Below are 16,149 nucleotides of genomic sequence, written 5' to 3' on the forward strand. Positions count from 1 at the left end.
CCTGTCATTTTTGACATCTGGCGGCCAGATTCTTGCCTTTTTCTGAATTACACCGGAAAACGAGGGAATCGGCGTGCGTTTGTTGTGTATCTCGCAACAGTCCCGAACGTAAAATAATTGGGAAGAAATCTGCGGCGGGAAGAGACATGGATCGGATCGAGTGTGTGGTAATCGGAGCGGGCGTCATCGGACTGGCGATCGCCCGGGCGCTTGCGATGCGCGGACGCGAAGTCATCGTGCTGGAGTCGGGCGAGGGCATCGGCATCGGTACGAGTTCGCGCAACAGCGAGGTGATCCACGCGGGCATCTATTACCCGCGCGGCTCGCTGAAGGCGGAACTGTGCGTGCGCGGGCGCGACATGCTGTACGCGTTCTGTCAGGCGCATAACGTGCCGCACCGGCAGTGCGGCAAGCTGCTCGTCGCCACGGCGCGCAATCAGGTGCCGCAACTCGCGGCGCTGGAGCAGAAGGGCACCGAGAATCGCGTGAAGGGGCTCGTGCGCATCAGCGGCGCGGAGGCGGCGGAGATGGAGCCGCAACTACAATGCGTCGAGGCGGTGTATTCGCCGCTGACGGGCATTGTCGACAGTCATCAGTACATGCTCGCGCTGCAGGGCGAAGCCGAGAAGCACGGCGCGAACATCGTGTTCCATACGCCGGTCGCGTCCATCGACGCGCGCGAGGGCTGCTTCATCGTCGAGACGGGCGGCGAGTCGCCGGCGCGCTTTCGCGCGTCGTATCTCATCAACAGCGCGGGGCTGCATGCGAACGAAATCGCGCGCAGCATTCGCGGTCTCGACGACCGCCACGTGCCGCCGCTCTACTTCGCGAAGGGCAACTATTTCAGCGTGAGCGGGCGCGCGCCGTTCGAGCGGCTCATCTATCCGATGCCCAATGAAGCAGGCCTCGGCGTGCATCTGACGATCGATCTCGGCGGACAGGCGAAGTTCGGCCCGGACGTCGAATGGGTGCCCGCGCTCAACTATGACGTCGATCCGCGCCGCGCGGAGTCCTTCTACGCCGCGATCCGCGCGTACTGGCCGGGCCTGCCCGACGACGCGTTGCAGCCCGCCTACGCGGGCATCCGTCCGAAGCTGTCCGGGCCCGGGCAGGCGGCGGCGGATTTCATGATTCAGGGCAAGTCGGCGCACGGCGTGCCGGGACTCGTGAATCTGTTCGGCATCGAGTCGCCGGGATTGACCGCGTCGCTGGCGATCGCGGAGCGCGTCGCCGACATGGCGCGCTAACTTACGTGCGACTTTCTAACGCCGCTTATCTCTAACATTTGACGTCGTCGACTCGCTTCCAGGTTGATATGCTCGGACATCGCCGTCGCCAAGAACGGCGCATATCCCCCAATACAACATGGAGTGAGTCACCATGAAGACATCACGTCGCACGTTTCTCATTACCAGCGTGGGCGTCGCCTCGACGTTCGCGCTCGGATCGCGCGTCGCGCTGGCTGCCGACGCCCCCAAGGTCTCCGAAAGCGATTCCACCGCGCAAGCGCTCGGCTACAAGGAAGACGCGAGCAAGGTCGACAAGGCCAAGTTCGCGAAGTACGCCGCCGGCCAGGATTGCGGCAACTGTCAGTTCTATCAGGGCAAGGCCACCGACGCCTACGCGCCGTGCCCGATGTTCCCCGGCAAGCAGGTCGCTTCGAAGGGCTGGTGCAGCGCCTATGTGAAGAAGGCATGACGTAAGACCGGCAAGGCCGGCAACATCCGCATGATCCGGAAAGCGCGCCCGGCCGAAAGGCCCGGCGCGCTTTTCTTCGCGTGTGTTCCTGCGCTTGTAATTAGCTTGCTCAGGAGAAAATCCGTCTTTACACTCGCCAAGGCAAAAAGAGCCGCGCGCGTGAATCTTTACGTCAAGCGCGGACGAGGAGACGAGCGGGCTCGCACACATCACATCGCCGGCCCAGCACGACACCCATGACTTAGGGGAACGCATGCCAGGAAGACCATTGAATCCGCGCGCCGTGACGGCGGCGGTCATCGGCAACGCGCTTGAGTGGTACGACTTCACGGTGTTCGGCTTCATGACGGTGGTCATCGCCCGGCTGTTCTTTCCGAGCGACAGCGACTACTCATCGGTTCTTCTGACCACGGCGACCTTCGGCGTCGCCTTCGTGATGCGGCCGGTCGGCGGCATCGTGCTCGGTCTCTATGCGGATCGCGCGGGGCGCAAGGCGGCGCTCACGCTCGTCATCGGACTGATGACGCTCGGCATTCTCCTGCTCGCGATCGCGCCGCCGTATTCCGCCATCGGCATCGGGGCGCCGCTCGTCATCGTGTTCGCGCGTCTTCTGCAGGGCTTCTCCGCGGGCGGCGAGTTCGGCAGTTCGACGGCGCTTCTGATCGAAGCCGCGCCGTTCTCGAAGCGCGGTTTCTACGGCAGCTTCCAGATGGCGAGCCAGGCGGCCTCGCTATTGCTCGGCGCGATCGTCGGCGCGGCGATTTCGCGCGGCCTCTCGCCCGAGGCGCTCGATTCGTGGGGCTGGCGCGTGCCGTTCATCCTCGGACTGGTCATCGGGCCGATCGGGCTGTATATCCGCCGCAACATGGCCGATACCGAAGCGTTCCTGCACGCGAAGAAAACCGCGCGCCGCGCGACGCTCGGCGAAGTGTTCGGCACGCATAGCCGCGAAGTGCTGTGCGGCCTCGGCTCGGTGATCGCGCTGACGGTGACGGTGTACGTGCTGATCGCCTATCTGCCGACGTTCGCCGTCAAGCAACTGAAGCTGCCGTTCGGGCAGTCGTTCACGGCGCTGATCGTCGGCAATCTCTTGTTGACGGTGCTTTCGCCGATCACGGGCGCGTGGTCGGATCGCATCGGGCGCAAGGGGCTGACGATGTGGTCGCTCGCGATCACGCTCGTCATCATTTATCCGCTTTTCGCGTGGCTCGCGGCGGAGCCGAGCGTGATGCGGCTCGTCATCGTGCAGGCGCTGCTGTCGATCGCGCTCTCGGGCTACTATGGGCCGTTCGGCGCGCTCATCGCCGAGCTGTTTCCGGCGCATGTGCGCTCGACGGGGCTCTCGCTCGCGTACAACATCGCGGTGATGATCTTCGGCGGCTTCGGGCAATTTATCGTGACGTGGCTGATCCGCGTCACGGAATCGCAACTCGCGCCCACCTTCTATGTGATGGGCGGCATCGTGCTTTCGTTGGTCGCGGTGGCGTGGATTCCCTCGACCCGTCACGCGGACGTCGACGAAGCGCGCGATTTCATCCGATAGGCGGCATTCCAATGAAAGTGATCGAAAGCGGCAAGTTCACGGCCGAGCGCGCATGGGGCGCGCTCGATATCTGCGTGATGAACGGCACGTCGTGCCGTCTGCACTGGACCGACCAGCCGTACAAATGGCACGTGAACGACGGCGAGGAGGTGTTTGCCGTGATGCAGGGCGAAGTGCGCATGCATGTGCGCGGCGAGGGCGGCGAGCGCACGCTGACGCTGCGCGCGGGCGACATTTTCCATGCGCAGGCGGGCGACGAACATTTCGCGGAGCCGGTCGGCGAGGCGCGGATTCTGGTGATCGAGAAGGAGGGGAGCGTGTGAGGGCGTTTATTCCTATTCCGTTCGGACAGGTGGCGCAGCGCGGGCGGGGGCGGCGATAATTCGCCCGTCGTTTGTGCGAGTGCGAGGGCGGAAAATGGTTAGGATGGTTGAATTAATCGAGCGTGATTATGATGAGGCGCGGGAGGCGGGGCGGTTGAACGCGTCGCTCGGTGAGAAAGCTTCGCGAGTGCCGCGCACGCGGCATGTCTTGTGAAGCGAACGAAGCAGGCGGAATGATTGTGCGCGAAATTCGGTTCTCACCGACCGCCTGGGACGAATACCATCTTGTGCGCGCGTCAAATCCGAAAGCCTTCAAGAAAATAACGCGCCTCGTTACAGAATGCAGTAGAAGCCCGTTCACCGGCACGGGCAAGCCGCAGCCACGCACCGGGGCGCTGTGGTCGCGTTGGATTGACGAAGAGAATCAGCTTGTCTACGAGGTCCTGGATGAGACTCTAGTCATCGTCCATTGTCGCGGCCACTACGGCGACAAATAACGCCTACCGCTCCAATCCCGCCTTCACCAGCAACTCCGCCAGCGCTTCCGTCATCCCGCCTTCGTGCGCTTCGGCGCGTTCCTTCAACTGCTTGACGAGCTTTTCATCGAGCTTGCAGGCGAACGGCACGAGCCCTTTTGCCTGATCCTGCTTGCGCTGCTCGCGCCGGTCGATTTTCTGCTCATCCGCCGCGCCTGCGCGCGCGCGGCCGCCTTGCTTCAAATCGTTGGCGAGTTTGAAGGCCTTGTTCTGTTCCAGTTGGAATTTGTTCACGCGATGCTCCGGGGCGACGATCAATTAATTGGGAAGGCCCGTATTGTACGGAACCGCCAGCGCGTCGATGTGCGCGCGCATGCGCCGCCAGTGCGAGCCTTCCCAGAACACACGGCGACACACATCGCAGGTGACGAAGCGCGAGTGCCGCTCGCGCACGCCTTCGGGCACGCGGCCGTCGATATCGCCAGGTCCGGCCGGGCGCAGAGGCGCGTTGCACATCAGGCAGAGACGGAACGCGCGGACGTGCGGCGCGAGATCGAAACGCGCCGACACCTCGCGGAACTGTTCGTCCGGCTGCAGCGCGCGCACATAGCAGCCGCGCAGCACGCTGCGGCGTTTGAGCAACTCGCGATCGCGCGTGAGCACGATGCGCGCTTCGTCCTGCGCGAGCTGCTCGATTTCCTCGTCGGGAAAATTGTTGTCGTAACGCGTGTCGAAGCCCGCCAGGCGCAGCAGTTGCGCAAGCCCGCCGAGATGCGCATCCGCGATAAAGCGCAGTCCACCGGCGGGAAGCGGCGGGCGCAGCAGCAGCGCACCGTTCGCCATGCCTTCGGGCGCGTGCCCCGTGGGATAAACCTCGATGAGATCGTTTGCTTCGATCAGCGTGTCGAAGCCGGTGGCAACGCCGTTGCGCACGATCACTTCGACTTCCGTGTGCGGCACGCCGAGCGCTTCGATCATGTGCTTGGTCGACGAAGACTTCGCGCACGCACACGCGAACGTGTGCCCGCGCTGGGATCGAGCGAGGAAATCGTTCAGTTCGCGATGAAAGTGAAAGCGCGCCTTGACCATGCAGGCAGTATCGCATCGCGCGGTCCTGCGCGCTTCGTCCCGATGTGCTCTACTGGCGCTCGGGCCGCGCCCCGAGGCGGCGCGGCGGGCGGACACGGCACAGGAGCACGCGAGCATGGATATCGGTTTCATCGGATTGGGCGAAATGGGCGGCGCGATGGCGAGCAACGCGCTGAAGGCGGGACATACGGTGCGCGTCTGGAACCGCTCGCGCGACAAGACGCGCGCGCTCGCGGATCAGGGCGCGTCCGTGGTCGATACGCCCGAGCAGGCCTTCGCCGGCGACGCCGCGTTCTCCATGCTCGCCGACGACGCCGCGCTGCGCTCCGTGCTCGTCGATGGCGGCCTCGTCAAGCACGCGCCGAAGGGGCTCGTGCACGTCAACATGGCGACGATTTCGGCGGCGCTCGCCGTCGAACTGACGGAACTGCATGCGCAACATGGCGTGGCGTATGTGGCCGCGCCGGTGCTCGGGCGGCCGGACGTCGCGGCGGCGGGCAAGCTCAACATTCTCGCGGCGGGCGCGAGCGAGGCGATCGACCGCGTGCAGCCCGTGCTCGACGTCCTCGGCCAGAAAACCTGGCGCGTCGGCAGCGAGCCGCAGCATGCGAACGTGCTCAAGCTCGCGGCGAATTTCATGCTGGCGTCGGCGATAGAAAGTTTTGGCGAAGCGGCGGCGCTCGTGAGCGGTCACGGCATCGAGACGCAGACCTTGCTCGATGTCATCACGAATTCGCTGTTTCCGGGCCCGGTGTATCAGGGCTATGGAAAGATGATCGCCGAGCGCCGCTATGAGCCCGCGCTGTTCAAGGCGCGGCTGGGCCTCAAGGACGTGCGGCTCGCGATCGCCGCGGGCGATGCCGTGAACGTGCCGCTGCCCGTGGCGAGCGTCGTGCGCGACAACCTCGTCGATGCCCTCGCTCACGGCGACGGCGACAAGGATTTCGCCGTGCTCGGGCAAGTGGCGGCGCGCCGCGCGGGCCGCTGATTCCATACTGGCGTCGTGGCGAAAAGCGCCGTTCCGCCCGAATCGACGCGGGCGGACGGCATAATGCGAGTCCCTCCATTCTCCCCGCCACGCCGCAATGAGCCTGCATCTCTGGTGGCTGTTCGTCGCCACCGTTTTCGTCGTGTCCGCCATTCCCGGTCCCAACATGCTGCTCGTGATGACGCATAGCGCGCGCCACGGCATCCAACGTTCGACGGCCACGATGGCCGGCTGTCTCACGGCGCTCATCGTGATGCTGTCGGTATCGGCGGCGGGGCTTGGCGTGTTTCTCGAAGCGTGGCCGCGTCTCTTCGACACGCTGCGTCTGACCGGCGCGGCGTATCTCGTCTGGCTCGGCGTGAAGAGCTGGCGCGCGAAGGCGAGCGCAATCGATGTCCGCGATGAAAGCGCGGGCGCGCCGTCGGTGAAGCGCGCGACGCTCTTTCGCAACGGATTTCTCGTCGCGAGCAGCAATCCGAAGGCGATTCTCTTCGCGGCGGCGCTGCTGCCGCAGTTCATCGACGCGAGCCGTCCGGTGTTGCCGCAGTTCGCGGTGCTCGTATCGACGTTCGCCGTCATCGAAGTGAGTTGGTATGCGGTCTATGCGGGACTGGGCGCGCGCATCGGCGACAAGCTCAAGAGCGCGAGCGTCGCGCAGGCGTTCAACCGGCTGACGGGCGGCGTGTTCGTCGGCTTCGGCGCGATGATGGCGCTCGTGCGGCACTGAACGCGCCCGTCTAAACGTCTGCATGAACGGGCGCATGACTTGCTGCGTTTGCAGCGCTTCATTCGCTTTCGAACAGACAAGCCCGAGCGGCGGGCGGAAAGTAGCGCTCGTCCAAGGTTCGCCGCAAGATCAAAAAGAACAGCTAAAAGGAGGCGCCCCATGCAGATGACTGGCCGACGCGCCGCGCTTGCGGTGTGTCTCGCGTCCCTTTCCGGCGCGCTGGCGACGACGCCCGCGTACGCCGACGACACCCCGAACCCTTGCGACGCGTTGAAGCGCATCGTGGCTGCCGCGCCGAATTTCGCGTCGCTGTCCGCAATCGATGGCCGCGCCATCGCACTGTCCCATGGCGACGACGTGAAATGCGCGGCTTCGCAGACGAACTATCGATGCACCTGGACGCCGCGCGGCGGTTCCGGCGCCGAAGCGCTGCAAGGCGTCGCGGCGGACATCGCATCGTGTTTGCCGGACGCGACTCACGACCAGAATGCGCCCGCGCGCCAGCATTTCTATCTGGGCGCACGCGGCGCGCGCACGGAGATCAGCGTGGCGCAGGCGGGATCGAACAAGCTGACACTCGAGATTTACGGTTCCCGGTGAGGCTATCGTGACCAAGCGCATCCTCATAGCCGACGACGACGACGATGCGCTCGCCGGCCTAGCGAATCTGCTGAACGGCATGGGCCACGAAGTGGCGCTCGCGGCGAACGGCGCGCAGGCGGTCGAAGTCGCCGGGCAGTTCGATCCCGACGTGGTGATCCTCGATCTCGGCATGCCGATCGTCGATGGTCTGGCGGCAGCCCGCGAGCTGCGCCGCCTGCCGAACGGCCACGCGATGATGCTGGTCGCGCTCACGGGATGGGGCCAGCCGCAACATCGCGACATGACGCAGGCCGCCGGCTTCGACGTGCATCTGGTCAAGCCGATCTCGGCGGATCAGCTGCACTTCATTCTGTCGATGATGCAGCCCTGATTTCTTCGCTCACGCCGTGCGTCAGCCTGCCGCAACGCCGGATGTTGCAACGCACCAAAATTATTGGTATATTTACTCCTGTCTCCTCCATGTCTCCACTGATATGGATTCAGCCCGCCAGCATTGGCGGGCTTTTTTTCGTCTGAACGTTTCGATTCCGCGGTGCAGCGAAAGACATAAAAAAGCCGGCCCGCAGTGAAGCAGGCCGGCCATTCTGGGGTTGCTTTCGCGCCTTAGCGTGCGAGACCCGCGTCTTCGTCCGCGCCGATCGCGAGGTTCATGCACTGAATCGCCGCACCCGACGCACCCTTGCCGAGATTGTCCAGACGCGCGACCGTCACGAAGCGCTCTTCATTGCCGAACACGAAGATATCGACACGATTCGTGTCGTTGCACGCCTGAACGTCGAAGAAGCCGGCGTCGAGATTGCTTTCGGCATCGAAGGGCATCACGCGAACGAACGGCTCGTTGTTGTAGAACTCCGCGAGCATGTCGCGCGCGTCCTGCGGCTTGGCCGGGCGCTTGAGCTGGTCGGGCGAGAAGTAAGTCGTGACCGCGAGGCCCTTCAGGAACGGACCGACGATCGGCGTGAAGATCGGCGCGCGCGCGAGGCCGGTGCGCACCGACATTTCCGGCAGATGCTTGTGCGTCAGGCCGAGCGCGTACGGGCGCGGGCTCATGAGCTTTTCGTCGCCGCCCGCTTCGTACTCCGCGATCATCTTCTTGCCGCCGCCGCTGTAACCGGTGATCGAATAAGCGTGCGCGTGGAAATCGGCGGGAACGAGACCGCCCGCGACGAGCGGCTGCACCGACAGCACGAACGCCGACGCATGGCAGCCCGGCACCGCGATGCGCTTCGCCGTGCGCAGGCGCTCGCGTTGCGCGCGCGACAGTTCGGGCAGGCCGTACGCCCAGTCGTCCTGCGTGCGGAACGCGGTGCTGGCGTCGATCATCACCGTGCGCGTGTTGCCGGGATCGACGAGCGAGACGGATTCGCGCGAGGCGACATCCGGCAGACACAGGAACGTCACGTCCGACGCGTTGATGAGCCGGCGGCGCTCCTCGATGTCCTTGCGCTTCGCTTCCTCGATGCGCAGCACTTCGATGTCACGGCGCTGCGACAGATATTCAAAAATCTTCAGGCCGGTGGTGCCTTCCTGTCCGTCGACGAATACTTTCGTGGTCATCTCGATCTCGCTGGTTCGTGCGGGCGCTCGCCGCAAAACCGCTATTTTAAGGCGATTCCGGGACGGGATCATGTCCGCCGTTTGCGCCGCCCGCTGAAGCAGCGACCCAGCGCGCCGTCACCTCGGCGATGCGCGCGCCGAATACCTTCGCCGTCTCCAGGTCGCCCGGCGGCGGCGCTTCGTCCGGCGAGGCATCCGCGGGCGACTGCGTGAGCAGGCCAGTAAAGCCGCCGACGAAGTTCAGGTCGTTGCGCGTGGCCGCCTTCGTGTTCGACGGCATCATGCCCGTCCCGACCCAGACCATGCCGTGCTGCATCGCCAGCGTGACGAAATACGAGATCGTCAGGAATTTGTCGCCGTTCATGTGCGCGGAGTTGGTGAATCCAGCGGCGATCTTGTCTTTCCATTTCTGCGCAAACCAGGGCTTCGAGCTCGCATCGGCGAACTTTTTGAAGTCGGCTGACGGGCCGCCCATGTAGGTCGGCGCGCCGAAAACGATGGCGTCGGCGGCGTCGAGATCGGCCCAGGCGTTGTCGTCGATATCGGCGACGGCGATCAGCCTGACGCTCGCGCCCGCGTCGACGGCGCCGCCGAGCACGGCTTCCGCGACCTTCTTCGTATGGCCGTAGCCGCTGTGATAAACGATGATGATGTTCGGCATGGTGTCCCCGAGTCTTCCGTGCGCGCGCGGCACACGCCCGAGGCGCGCCTTGCGGACGGTCCGGTCAGTCTAGCAAAGACAATTTTTGACCGACCGGCGCGACCGCACGCTTCGGGCCGCTCGCGGAGAGACCTCACCGGCCGTACGTGAAGGTCATTTGCGCGCTGGCGATCGTCAAAGTGCGGATTTCGTGCTCGAACATCAGCGCGGGCGTACCCTGACGCAGCCGCAGGTCGGCGCTGTTGAGCGCGTAGACGGTCACGATATAGCGATGCGGCTTGCCGGGCGGCGGGCACGGGCCGGCGTAGCCGTCCGTGTCCCAGTCGTTGCGTGCCTCGATCGCGCCGAGCTTGCGCAGTGCGCCCGAGGCGCTCGCGTTGTTCGGCAGATGATCCGTGCTCACCGGGATGCCGGCGACGGCCCAATGCCACCAGCCGCGTCCGGGCGCGTCGGGGTCGAAGATCGTGACGGCGAAGCTGCGGGTGTTCGCGGGCGCGCCGCGCCATGAAATCTGCGGCGAGCGGTTGCCGCCCTTGCAGTCGGACTGGTCGTAGAGCAGATCGCGCCCGACGATTTTGCCCGGCGCGAGATCCGCGCTGGAAACGGCGAAGGCCGGATCGGCCACGGCCTCGCGCGGAGGGGAGAAGACTGCCGCCGCGACGGCGATGAACAGTACTGCTGCGACTTGACCACTCGAACTCACGCGTCGACCGGTGAGGCGCATGGGCTGAACTCCTGTCAGTATCGTCGCGCGATATAGCAGTGTTTCGCTGGCTGCAACGATGTTTTTTGTCTCAGTGATGCGCTTCGCGTCGGGTTGCAGTTTAACATTGCAACAAAGCATTAAAGCTTCAATTCCTTGAGACTTAACCGATGGCGCTTCATCCCCGCTTCGGTTCGGACGTAACGCAGCGCCTTGACGGCGATGACTTCTGACTTTATTGAATGTAAAAATGAGTAATTCGACGCAGATTCGCGCGGCAACTAATCGACCGATATTCAGGAGGAAGTAATGAGCCAGCGAATAAAAGTCATCATCGCCGACGACCACCCGGTAATTCTCTTCGGCGCGACACAGGCGCTCAGCAAGTTTCCGGAGGTCGACGTGGTCGGTCAGGCGCGCCAGTCGACCGAACTGATCCAGCTGCTTCAGAAAGAGGCTTGCGACGTCCTCGTCACCGATCTGGCCATGCCCGGCGGTTCCTACGGCGACGGCATGCCCTTGCTGGGCTATATCGGACGACAGTTTCCGCGGGTGAAGCTCGTGGTGCTGACCATGCTCGAAAATCCGGCATTGCTCAAACGTTTGCGCGAGGTCGGCGTGATGTCCATCATCAACAAGGCCGACGACATGAATCATATCGGCTGGGCGATCCAGCATGTCATGCGCGGGCAGGAGTATCTCGGCCCGTCCGTGAAAGGCGCGCTCGACAGCATGGGCCTCGGCGCGAACGGGCAGCAGCGCAGCGTGATCCTGTCCAAGCGGGAACTCGAAGTCGTGCGGCTCTTCGTCTCGGGCATGACCATCACGGAAATTGCGGGGCAATTGCGGCGCAGTATCAAAACAATCAGCACGCAAAAAAACACGGCAATGAGAAAACTCGGAATTGAGCGCGATTCCGAATTGTTTCAATATGCGCAGAGCAACGGCTTGATGAATCTCTCGGCTTATTCGGGCGACGGTTCACTCGACGGTTCGCTTCCCAATCCGAATTCACTGTAGCCGCATTTTGACGCGCCAAATAAAAAGAGCCGCTGTTTTGAAACAGCGGCTCTTTTCTTGTAATTGCTTCGAGGCGTAATTGCTTATTGCGGTGCAGCCGTCGCGCCGCCATGCGCAGCGGACCATTCGGCCGGCGCGTGCAGGAATTTCTCGACTTCGTCGAGCGTCTTCGTCTCGAAATAGCCCTGTTCCTTGGCGACGCGCAGCACGTCCCACCACGTGGCGAGCGCGTGCAGATCGACGTCGATGTCCTTCAGCACCGACACGCTTTCCTTGAAGATGTTGTAGTGGAAGAGCACGAAGCAGTGGTTCACCGTCGCGCCCGCCGTGCGCAGCGCGTTGATGAAGTTGATCTTGCTGCGGCTGTCGGTGGTCAGGTCTTCCACCAGCAGCACGCGCTGGCCTTCGGTCAGGAGGCCTTCGATCTGCGCGTTGCGCCCGAAACCCTTCGGCTTCTTGCGAACGTATTGCATCGGCACCATCAGACGGTCGGCGATCCACGCCGCGAACGGAATGCCCGCCGTCTCGCCGCCCGCGACCGCGTCGATCTGCTCGTAGCCGACGTCGCGCAGAATCGTGGCTTCGGCCATCTCCATCAGGCCGCGGCGAACGCGCGGGTAGGAGATCAGCTTGCGGCAGTCGATATACACCGGGCTCGCCCAGCCGGACGTGAAGATGTACGGTTTTTCCGCGTTGAAGTGCACCGCCTGCACTTCGAGCAGCATCTTGGCGGTGGTGTCGGAGATCGTCTGGCGATCGAAGCCTGTCATGGGCGAATCCTTGGACTTGTGTGGCGCTTGCAAAAGCGGGAGGCGGCCGCGAGGGCCTTTGGCGCAGGGTTCGATGCAAAACGAGCCGCGTTTTGACGGCGTTCTGGTGTTTCCTGCGCAGCGCAGCCCGACATTTTACCCGACGCCGAGACGGTTTTGTTTCGATGTCGTGAAAGCGCGTAAACTCGCGCGTTGCCCGCGAACCCGCCGTCTCTTTCCGATGACCTCCGTTTCCCGCTCTGCCGCCGCCGATTCCGCGCCTCCGTCCCGTCACGCGCTGCAAGCGCTTCTCGCGTCGGTGCTCGGCTACGCGATGGACGGATTCGATCTGCTCATCCTCGGTTTCATGCTGCCGGCGATTGCCGCCGACCTGCATCTCACGCCCGCGCAGTCCGGCGCACTCGTCACGTGGACGCTCGCCGGTGCGGTCGCGGGCGGCGTCGTGTTCGGCATGCTGTCGGACGCCTTCGGCCGCGTGCGCGTGCTCACCTGGACGATCCTCGTGTTCGCCGTCTTCACGGGCATGTGCGCGCTCGCGCAAGGCTACGGCGATCTGCTGATCTATCGCACCATCGCCGGGATCGGGCTGGGCGGGGAATTCGGCATCGGCATGGCGCTCGTCGCGGAGGCGTGGCCCGCGCGGATGCGGGCGCGCGTGTCGTCATACGTGGGTCTCGGCTGGCAACTGGGCGTGCTCGCCGCCGCGCTGATCACGCCGCTGCTGCTGCCGCTCATCGGCTGGCGCGGGATGTTCGCGGTCGGCCTGCTGCCGGCGGTCGCATCGTTTTTCGTGCGGCGGCGCGTGGCCGAACCCGCGCTCTTCACGCAGCGCCGGGCGGCCGCGGGACGACGCGACATCCCGCTGAAACGGCTCTTCGACGACGCCCGCACCGCGCGCGCGAGCCTCGGCGTCATGATCCTGTGCTCCGTGCAGAACTTCGGCTACTACGGCTTGATGATCTGGCTGCCGACCTATCTCTCGAAAACCTTCGGCTATTCGCTCACGAAATCCGGGCTGTGGACCGCCGTGACCGTGCTCGGCATGGCGCTCGGCATCTGGCTGTTCGGTCTCGCCGCCGATCGCTTCGGGCGCAAACCGGCGTTTCTCGTCTATCAGTTCGGCGCGGTCGCGATGGTCTTCGTCTATTCGAATCTGACGAGCCCGGCGGCGCTTCTCGTCGGCGGCGCGGTAATGGGCGTGTTCGTGAACGGCATGCTCGGCGGCTACGGCGCGTTGATCTCCGAAATCTACCCGACGGAAGCGCGCGCGACCGCTCAAAACGTGCTGTTCAATATCGGGCGCGCCGTGGGCGGCCTCGGGCCGGTCGCGGTCGGGGCGCTGGCGGCACGTTATTCGTTCGCGGTCGCGCTGGCGTTTCTCGCGTCGATCTATCTGCTCGACGTCGTCGCGACGCTATTTCTCATCCCCGAAAAACGCGGCGTCGAGCTCGACTGACCGCCCAGTCATCGGACGAAATTGCGCTGAAACGTTGCATCGCGTCATTTCTCGTGCCCGGTGTACACTGGACGTCCCAAAAAAACCAAGCTCCGTCCGCTCGCGACATCCGTGCGAGCGGCACGCCGCGTTTATCCGACGCTCCGAGCAACCGAAACATGGTCCATCGATTCACATTTCCGCATTCATGCAGCACGGTCGACGGCAGTGTGAACCCTGTTAAAAAATTCCCAAACGTCTCAGGTCAATCATGGACGAACAACTGAAGCAAAGCGCCCTCGCGTATCACCAGAATCCCCGTCCCGGCAAGATTTCGGTCACGCCGACGAAGCCCCTTTCCAACCAGCTCGATCTCTCGCTCGCGTATTCGCCGGGTGTCGCGGCCGCGTGCATGGCGATCTACGACGAACCGCTCGATGCGCAGAAATACACGTCGCGCGCGAACCTCGTGGGCGTCGTGACGAACGGCACGGCCGTGCTCGGGCTCGGCAACATCGGGCCGCTCGCCGCGAAGCCGGTCATGGAAGGCAAGGGGTGTCTCTTCAAGAAGTTCGCGGGCATCGACGTGTTCGATATCGAGTTGGCCGAAACCGATCCGGACAAGCTCGTCGATGCGATCGCGATGCTCGAACCCACGCTCGGCGGCATCAATCTGGAAGACATCAAGGCGCCGGAATGCTTCTATATCGAGAAGAAGCTGCGCGAGCGCATGAAGATCCCCGTTTTCCATGACGATCAGCATGGCACGGCGATCATCGCATCGGCGGCGATTCTCAACGGGCTGAAAGTCGTCGGCAAGAAGCTGGACGAAATCAAGCTCGTGTGCTCCGGCGCGGGCGCGGCGGCCATCGCGTGTCTGGATCTGCTGGTCCACCTCGGCCTGAAGAAGTCGAACACGCTGGTGGTCGATTCGAAAGGCGTGATCTACGAAGGGCGCGGCAATCTGGATGCATCGAAGGAGCGTTATCAGGCGAGCACCGACGCGCGCACGCTCGGCGATGCGATGCACGGCTGCGACGTGTTCCTCGGCTGTTCGAGCGCGGGCGTGCTGAAGGCCGAGATGGTCACGACGATGGCCGACAAGCCGCTGATTCTCGCGCTCGCGAATCCGGAGCCGGAAATCCGCCCGGAAGAGGCAAAGCGCGTGCGACCGGACGCAATCATCGCCACGGGCCGTTCGGACTATCCGAATCAGGTCAACAACGTGCTGTGCTTCCCCTTCATCTTCCGCGGCGCGCTGGATGTCGGCGCGACCACCATCACCGAAGAGATGAAGCTCGCGTGCGTGCGCGCGATCGCGGAGCTCGCGGAAGAAACCGATCAGGGCGATGAAGTCGCGAAGGCCTACGAAGGTCATTCGCTGGAATTCGGTCCGGAGTATCTGATTCCGAAGCCGTTCGATCCGCGTCTGATCATCAAGATCGCGCCGGCCGTCGCGCAAGCCGCGATGGATTCGGGCGTGGCGACGCGTCCGATCAAGGACATGGACGCGTATCGCGAGACGCTCGGCGCGACGGTGTATCGCACGGGCATGGTGATGCGTCCGGTGTTCGCGGCGGCGAAGGCGGCGCCTGCGCGCATCGCGTTCGCGGAAGGCGAGGACGAGCGCGTGCTGCGCGCCGCGCAGTTCGTGCTGCTGGAGAAGATCGCGAAGCCGATCATCATCGGGCGGCCGGCTGTTGTTGAAATGCGTCTGCAGAAGATGGGCTCGAAGCTGAAGCCGGGCGTCGATTTCGAAGTCGTGAATCCGGAAGACGATCCGCGCTATCAGAAGAGCTGGCAGGCATATCACGAAATCGCCGCGCGCGAGGGCGTGACGCCTGAAAGCGCGAAGGCCGCGCTGCGCAAATTCAATACGCTGATCGGCGCGATTCTCGTCCATCTCGGCGATGCCGACGGCATGATCTGCGGTTTGATCGACACGTATCAGGATCATCTGAAGTTCGTCGATCAGGTGCTCGGCAAATCGGCCGATGCGAAGAACTTCGCCGCGATGAATCTGCTGATGCTGCAAGGGCGCAATCTGTTCATCAGCGACACGTACGTCAACGAGACGCCGACGCCCGAGCAGCTCGCCGACATGACGATTCTCGCGGCGCGCGAGATCGAGCGTTTCGGGATTCAGCCGAAGGTTGCGCTCGTGTCGAATTCGAACTTCGGCAGCGTGCCGAGCGCATCGAGCAAGCGCATGGCCGAGGCGCGGAAGCTGATCGCGGAGCGTGCGCCGCATCTCGAGATCGACGGTGAAATGCACGGCGACGCGGCGTTGTCGGAAACGGTGCGAAAGGCGGCGTTCCCCGGCACGACGCTGCATGGCGAAGCGAATCTGCTGATCATGCCGAACGTGGAAGCGGCGAACATCACGTACAACCTGCTCAAGATGGTGAGCGGCGAGGGCGTGACGGTCGGGCCGTTCCTGCTCGGCGCTGCACGGCCGGTGCATATTCTGACGCCCGCGGCGACCGTGCGGCGGATCATCAATATGACGGCGGTGGCGAGCGCCAATGCGGGTGTGGCGAAGGCGAAGTAAGGTTC

Annotated in this window: 18 protein-coding genes; 12 read left to right on the plus strand and 6 right to left on the minus strand. The window is 63.9% G+C overall.

Annotation, left to right across the window (positions count from 1 at the left end; genetic code table 11):
* Positions 1–146: 146 nt before the first annotated feature.
* The 5 genes from LY284_RS14045 to LY284_RS14065 all read left to right on the plus strand — a co-directional run bounded on the left by LY284_RS14045 (position 147) and on the right by LY284_RS14065 (position 4,061).
* Positions 147–1,247, plus strand: coding sequence for an NAD(P)/FAD-dependent oxidoreductase (locus LY284_RS14045; RefSeq protein WP_014192519.1), 1,101 nt, complete (start codon positions 147–149; stop codon positions 1,245–1,247).
* Positions 1,248–1,380: 133 nt separating this feature from the next.
* Positions 1,381–1,698: a high-potential iron-sulfur protein gene (locus tag LY284_RS14050; protein ID WP_045451390.1), complete on the plus strand. Its 318-nt coding sequence runs from the start codon at positions 1,381–1,383 to the stop codon at positions 1,696–1,698.
* A 253-nt stretch (positions 1,699–1,951) separates the two neighbouring features.
* Positions 1,952–3,241 carry an MFS transporter gene (locus LY284_RS14055; RefSeq protein ID WP_014192517.1) on the plus strand — a complete coding sequence of 430 codons (1,290 nt, stop codon included), beginning with the start codon at positions 1,952–1,954 and terminating at the stop codon, positions 3,239–3,241.
* Between the two features lie 11 nt (positions 3,242–3,252).
* Positions 3,253–3,564, plus strand: a complete 312-nt coding sequence (locus LY284_RS14060) for a cupin domain-containing protein (protein ID WP_045451388.1) — start codon at positions 3,253–3,255, stop codon at positions 3,562–3,564.
* Positions 3,565–3,797: 233 nt separating this feature from the next.
* Entirely contained in the window at positions 3,798–4,061 is a 264-nt protein-coding gene (locus LY284_RS14065; protein ID WP_233386805.1) for a Txe/YoeB family addiction module toxin, read from the plus strand.
* A gap of 3 nt (positions 4,062–4,064) precedes the next feature.
* Here LY284_RS14065 and LY284_RS14070 read toward each other — a convergent pair whose 3' ends face one another.
* Together LY284_RS14070 and LY284_RS14075 are read right to left on the minus strand one after the other, a co-directional pair.
* Positions 4,065–4,334, minus strand: a complete 270-nt coding sequence (locus tag LY284_RS14070) for a hypothetical protein (protein WP_041731172.1) — start codon at positions 4,332–4,334, stop codon at positions 4,065–4,067.
* 24 nt (positions 4,335–4,358) lie between these two features.
* On the minus strand, positions 4,359–5,129 hold the full coding sequence (locus LY284_RS14075; RefSeq protein ID WP_014192514.1) for a Mut7-C RNAse domain-containing protein: 771 nt from the start codon (positions 5,127–5,129) through the stop codon (positions 4,359–4,361).
* A 115-nt stretch (positions 5,130–5,244) separates the two neighbouring features.
* Here LY284_RS14075 and LY284_RS14080 point away from each other — a divergent pair, with 115 nt between their 5' ends.
* From LY284_RS14080 to LY284_RS14095, 4 genes are all read left to right on the plus strand, one after another.
* The gene (locus LY284_RS14080) at positions 5,245–6,117 is read left to right on the plus strand and encodes an NAD(P)-dependent oxidoreductase (protein WP_045452239.1); all 873 of its coding nucleotides are present in this window, start codon (positions 5,245–5,247) and stop codon (positions 6,115–6,117) included.
* A gap of 97 nt (positions 6,118–6,214) precedes the next feature.
* On the plus strand, positions 6,215–6,844 hold the full coding sequence (locus tag LY284_RS14085; RefSeq protein WP_045451385.1) for a LysE family translocator: 630 nt from the start codon (positions 6,215–6,217) through the stop codon (positions 6,842–6,844).
* Between the two features lie 159 nt (positions 6,845–7,003).
* Positions 7,004–7,444, plus strand: coding sequence for a hypothetical protein (locus LY284_RS14090; protein ID WP_045451382.1), 441 nt, complete (start codon positions 7,004–7,006; stop codon positions 7,442–7,444).
* Between the two features lie 7 nt (positions 7,445–7,451).
* Positions 7,452–7,817 (plus strand): response regulator, encoded by a 366-nt coding sequence (locus LY284_RS14095; RefSeq protein ID WP_014192510.1) that lies wholly within the window; start codon positions 7,452–7,454, stop codon positions 7,815–7,817.
* A gap of 233 nt (positions 7,818–8,050) precedes the next feature.
* On the opposite strand, the gene argC is transcribed toward LY284_RS14095, so the two are convergent.
* The 3 genes from argC to LY284_RS14110 all read right to left on the minus strand — a co-directional run bounded on the left by argC (position 8,051) and on the right by LY284_RS14110 (position 10,389).
* Positions 8,051–9,004 (minus strand): N-acetyl-gamma-glutamyl-phosphate reductase, encoded by a 954-nt coding sequence (gene argC, locus LY284_RS14100; protein WP_014192509.1) that lies wholly within the window; start codon positions 9,002–9,004, stop codon positions 8,051–8,053.
* A gap of 46 nt (positions 9,005–9,050) precedes the next feature.
* Positions 9,051–9,665: a flavodoxin family protein gene (locus LY284_RS14105; protein WP_014192508.1), complete on the minus strand. Its 615-nt coding sequence runs from the start codon at positions 9,663–9,665 to the stop codon at positions 9,051–9,053.
* Positions 9,666–9,798: 133 nt separating this feature from the next.
* Positions 9,799–10,389 (minus strand): YbhB/YbcL family Raf kinase inhibitor-like protein, encoded by a 591-nt coding sequence (locus tag LY284_RS14110; RefSeq protein ID WP_014192507.1) that lies wholly within the window; start codon positions 10,387–10,389, stop codon positions 9,799–9,801.
* A gap of 288 nt (positions 10,390–10,677) precedes the next feature.
* Between LY284_RS14110 and LY284_RS14115 the strand changes: the two genes are divergently transcribed.
* A complete protein-coding gene (locus LY284_RS14115; protein ID WP_014192506.1) occupies positions 10,678–11,388 on the plus strand; it encodes a response regulator in 711 nt (236 codons plus the stop codon).
* A gap of 83 nt (positions 11,389–11,471) precedes the next feature.
* Here LY284_RS14115 and LY284_RS14120 read toward each other — a convergent pair whose 3' ends face one another.
* The gene (locus LY284_RS14120; protein ID WP_008352701.1) at positions 11,472–12,158 is read right to left on the minus strand and encodes an orotate phosphoribosyltransferase; all 687 of its coding nucleotides are present in this window, start codon (positions 12,156–12,158) and stop codon (positions 11,472–11,474) included.
* 220 nt (positions 12,159–12,378) lie between these two features.
* On the opposite strand from LY284_RS14120, the gene LY284_RS14125 reads away from it, so the two are divergent.
* A complete protein-coding gene (locus LY284_RS14125; RefSeq protein WP_045452236.1) occupies positions 12,379–13,614 on the plus strand; it encodes an MFS transporter in 1,236 nt (411 codons plus the stop codon).
* Between the two features lie 250 nt (positions 13,615–13,864).
* Positions 13,865–16,144, plus strand: coding sequence for an NADP-dependent malic enzyme (locus tag LY284_RS14130; RefSeq protein WP_045451378.1), 2,280 nt, complete (start codon positions 13,865–13,867; stop codon positions 16,142–16,144).
* Positions 16,145–16,149 lie beyond the last annotated feature (5 nt).

The sequence above is a fragment of the Caballeronia sp. PC1 genome (assembly GCF_021353155.1).
In the GTDB taxonomy this organism is placed as follows: Bacteria; Pseudomonadota; Gammaproteobacteria; order Burkholderiales; family Burkholderiaceae; genus Caballeronia; species Caballeronia cordobensis.

Excerpts from the sequence above, each read along its gene's own strand:
- LY284_RS14045 (WP_014192519.1), top strand. The coding sequence starts at position 147 with ATGGATCGGATCGAGTGTGTGGTAATCGGAGCGGGCGTCATCGGACTG.
- LY284_RS14050 (WP_045451390.1), top strand. The coding sequence starts at position 1,381 with ATGAAGACATCACGTCGCACGTTTCTCATTACCAGCGTGGGCGTCGCC.
- LY284_RS14055 (WP_014192517.1), top strand. The coding sequence starts at position 1,952 with ATGCCAGGAAGACCATTGAATCCGCGCGCCGTGACGGCGGCGGTCATC.
- LY284_RS14060 (WP_045451388.1), top strand. The coding sequence starts at position 3,253 with ATGAAAGTGATCGAAAGCGGCAAGTTCACGGCCGAGCGCGCATGGGGC.
- LY284_RS14065 (WP_233386805.1), top strand. The coding sequence starts at position 3,798 with ATGATTGTGCGCGAAATTCGGTTCTCACCGACCGCCTGGGACGAATAC.
- LY284_RS14075 (WP_014192514.1), bottom strand. The coding sequence starts at position 5,129 with ATGGTCAAGGCGCGCTTTCACTTTCATCGCGAACTGAACGATTTCCTC.
- LY284_RS14080 (WP_045452239.1), top strand. The coding sequence starts at position 5,245 with ATGGATATCGGTTTCATCGGATTGGGCGAAATGGGCGGCGCGATGGCG.
- LY284_RS14085 (WP_045451385.1), top strand. The coding sequence starts at position 6,215 with ATGAGCCTGCATCTCTGGTGGCTGTTCGTCGCCACCGTTTTCGTCGTG.
- LY284_RS14090 (WP_045451382.1), top strand. The coding sequence starts at position 7,004 with ATGCAGATGACTGGCCGACGCGCCGCGCTTGCGGTGTGTCTCGCGTCC.
- argC (WP_014192509.1), bottom strand. The coding sequence starts at position 9,004 with ATGACCACGAAAGTATTCGTCGACGGACAGGAAGGCACCACCGGCCTG.
- LY284_RS14105 (WP_014192508.1), bottom strand. The coding sequence starts at position 9,665 with ATGCCGAACATCATCATCGTTTATCACAGCGGCTACGGCCATACGAAG.
- LY284_RS14110 (WP_014192507.1), bottom strand. The coding sequence starts at position 10,389 with ATGCGCCTCACCGGTCGACGCGTGAGTTCGAGTGGTCAAGTCGCAGCA.
- LY284_RS14115 (WP_014192506.1), top strand. The coding sequence starts at position 10,678 with ATGAGCCAGCGAATAAAAGTCATCATCGCCGACGACCACCCGGTAATT.
- LY284_RS14120 (WP_008352701.1), bottom strand. The coding sequence starts at position 12,158 with ATGACAGGCTTCGATCGCCAGACGATCTCCGACACCACCGCCAAGATG.
- LY284_RS14125 (WP_045452236.1), top strand. The coding sequence starts at position 12,379 with ATGACCTCCGTTTCCCGCTCTGCCGCCGCCGATTCCGCGCCTCCGTCC.
- LY284_RS14130 (WP_045451378.1), top strand. The coding sequence starts at position 13,865 with ATGGACGAACAACTGAAGCAAAGCGCCCTCGCGTATCACCAGAATCCC.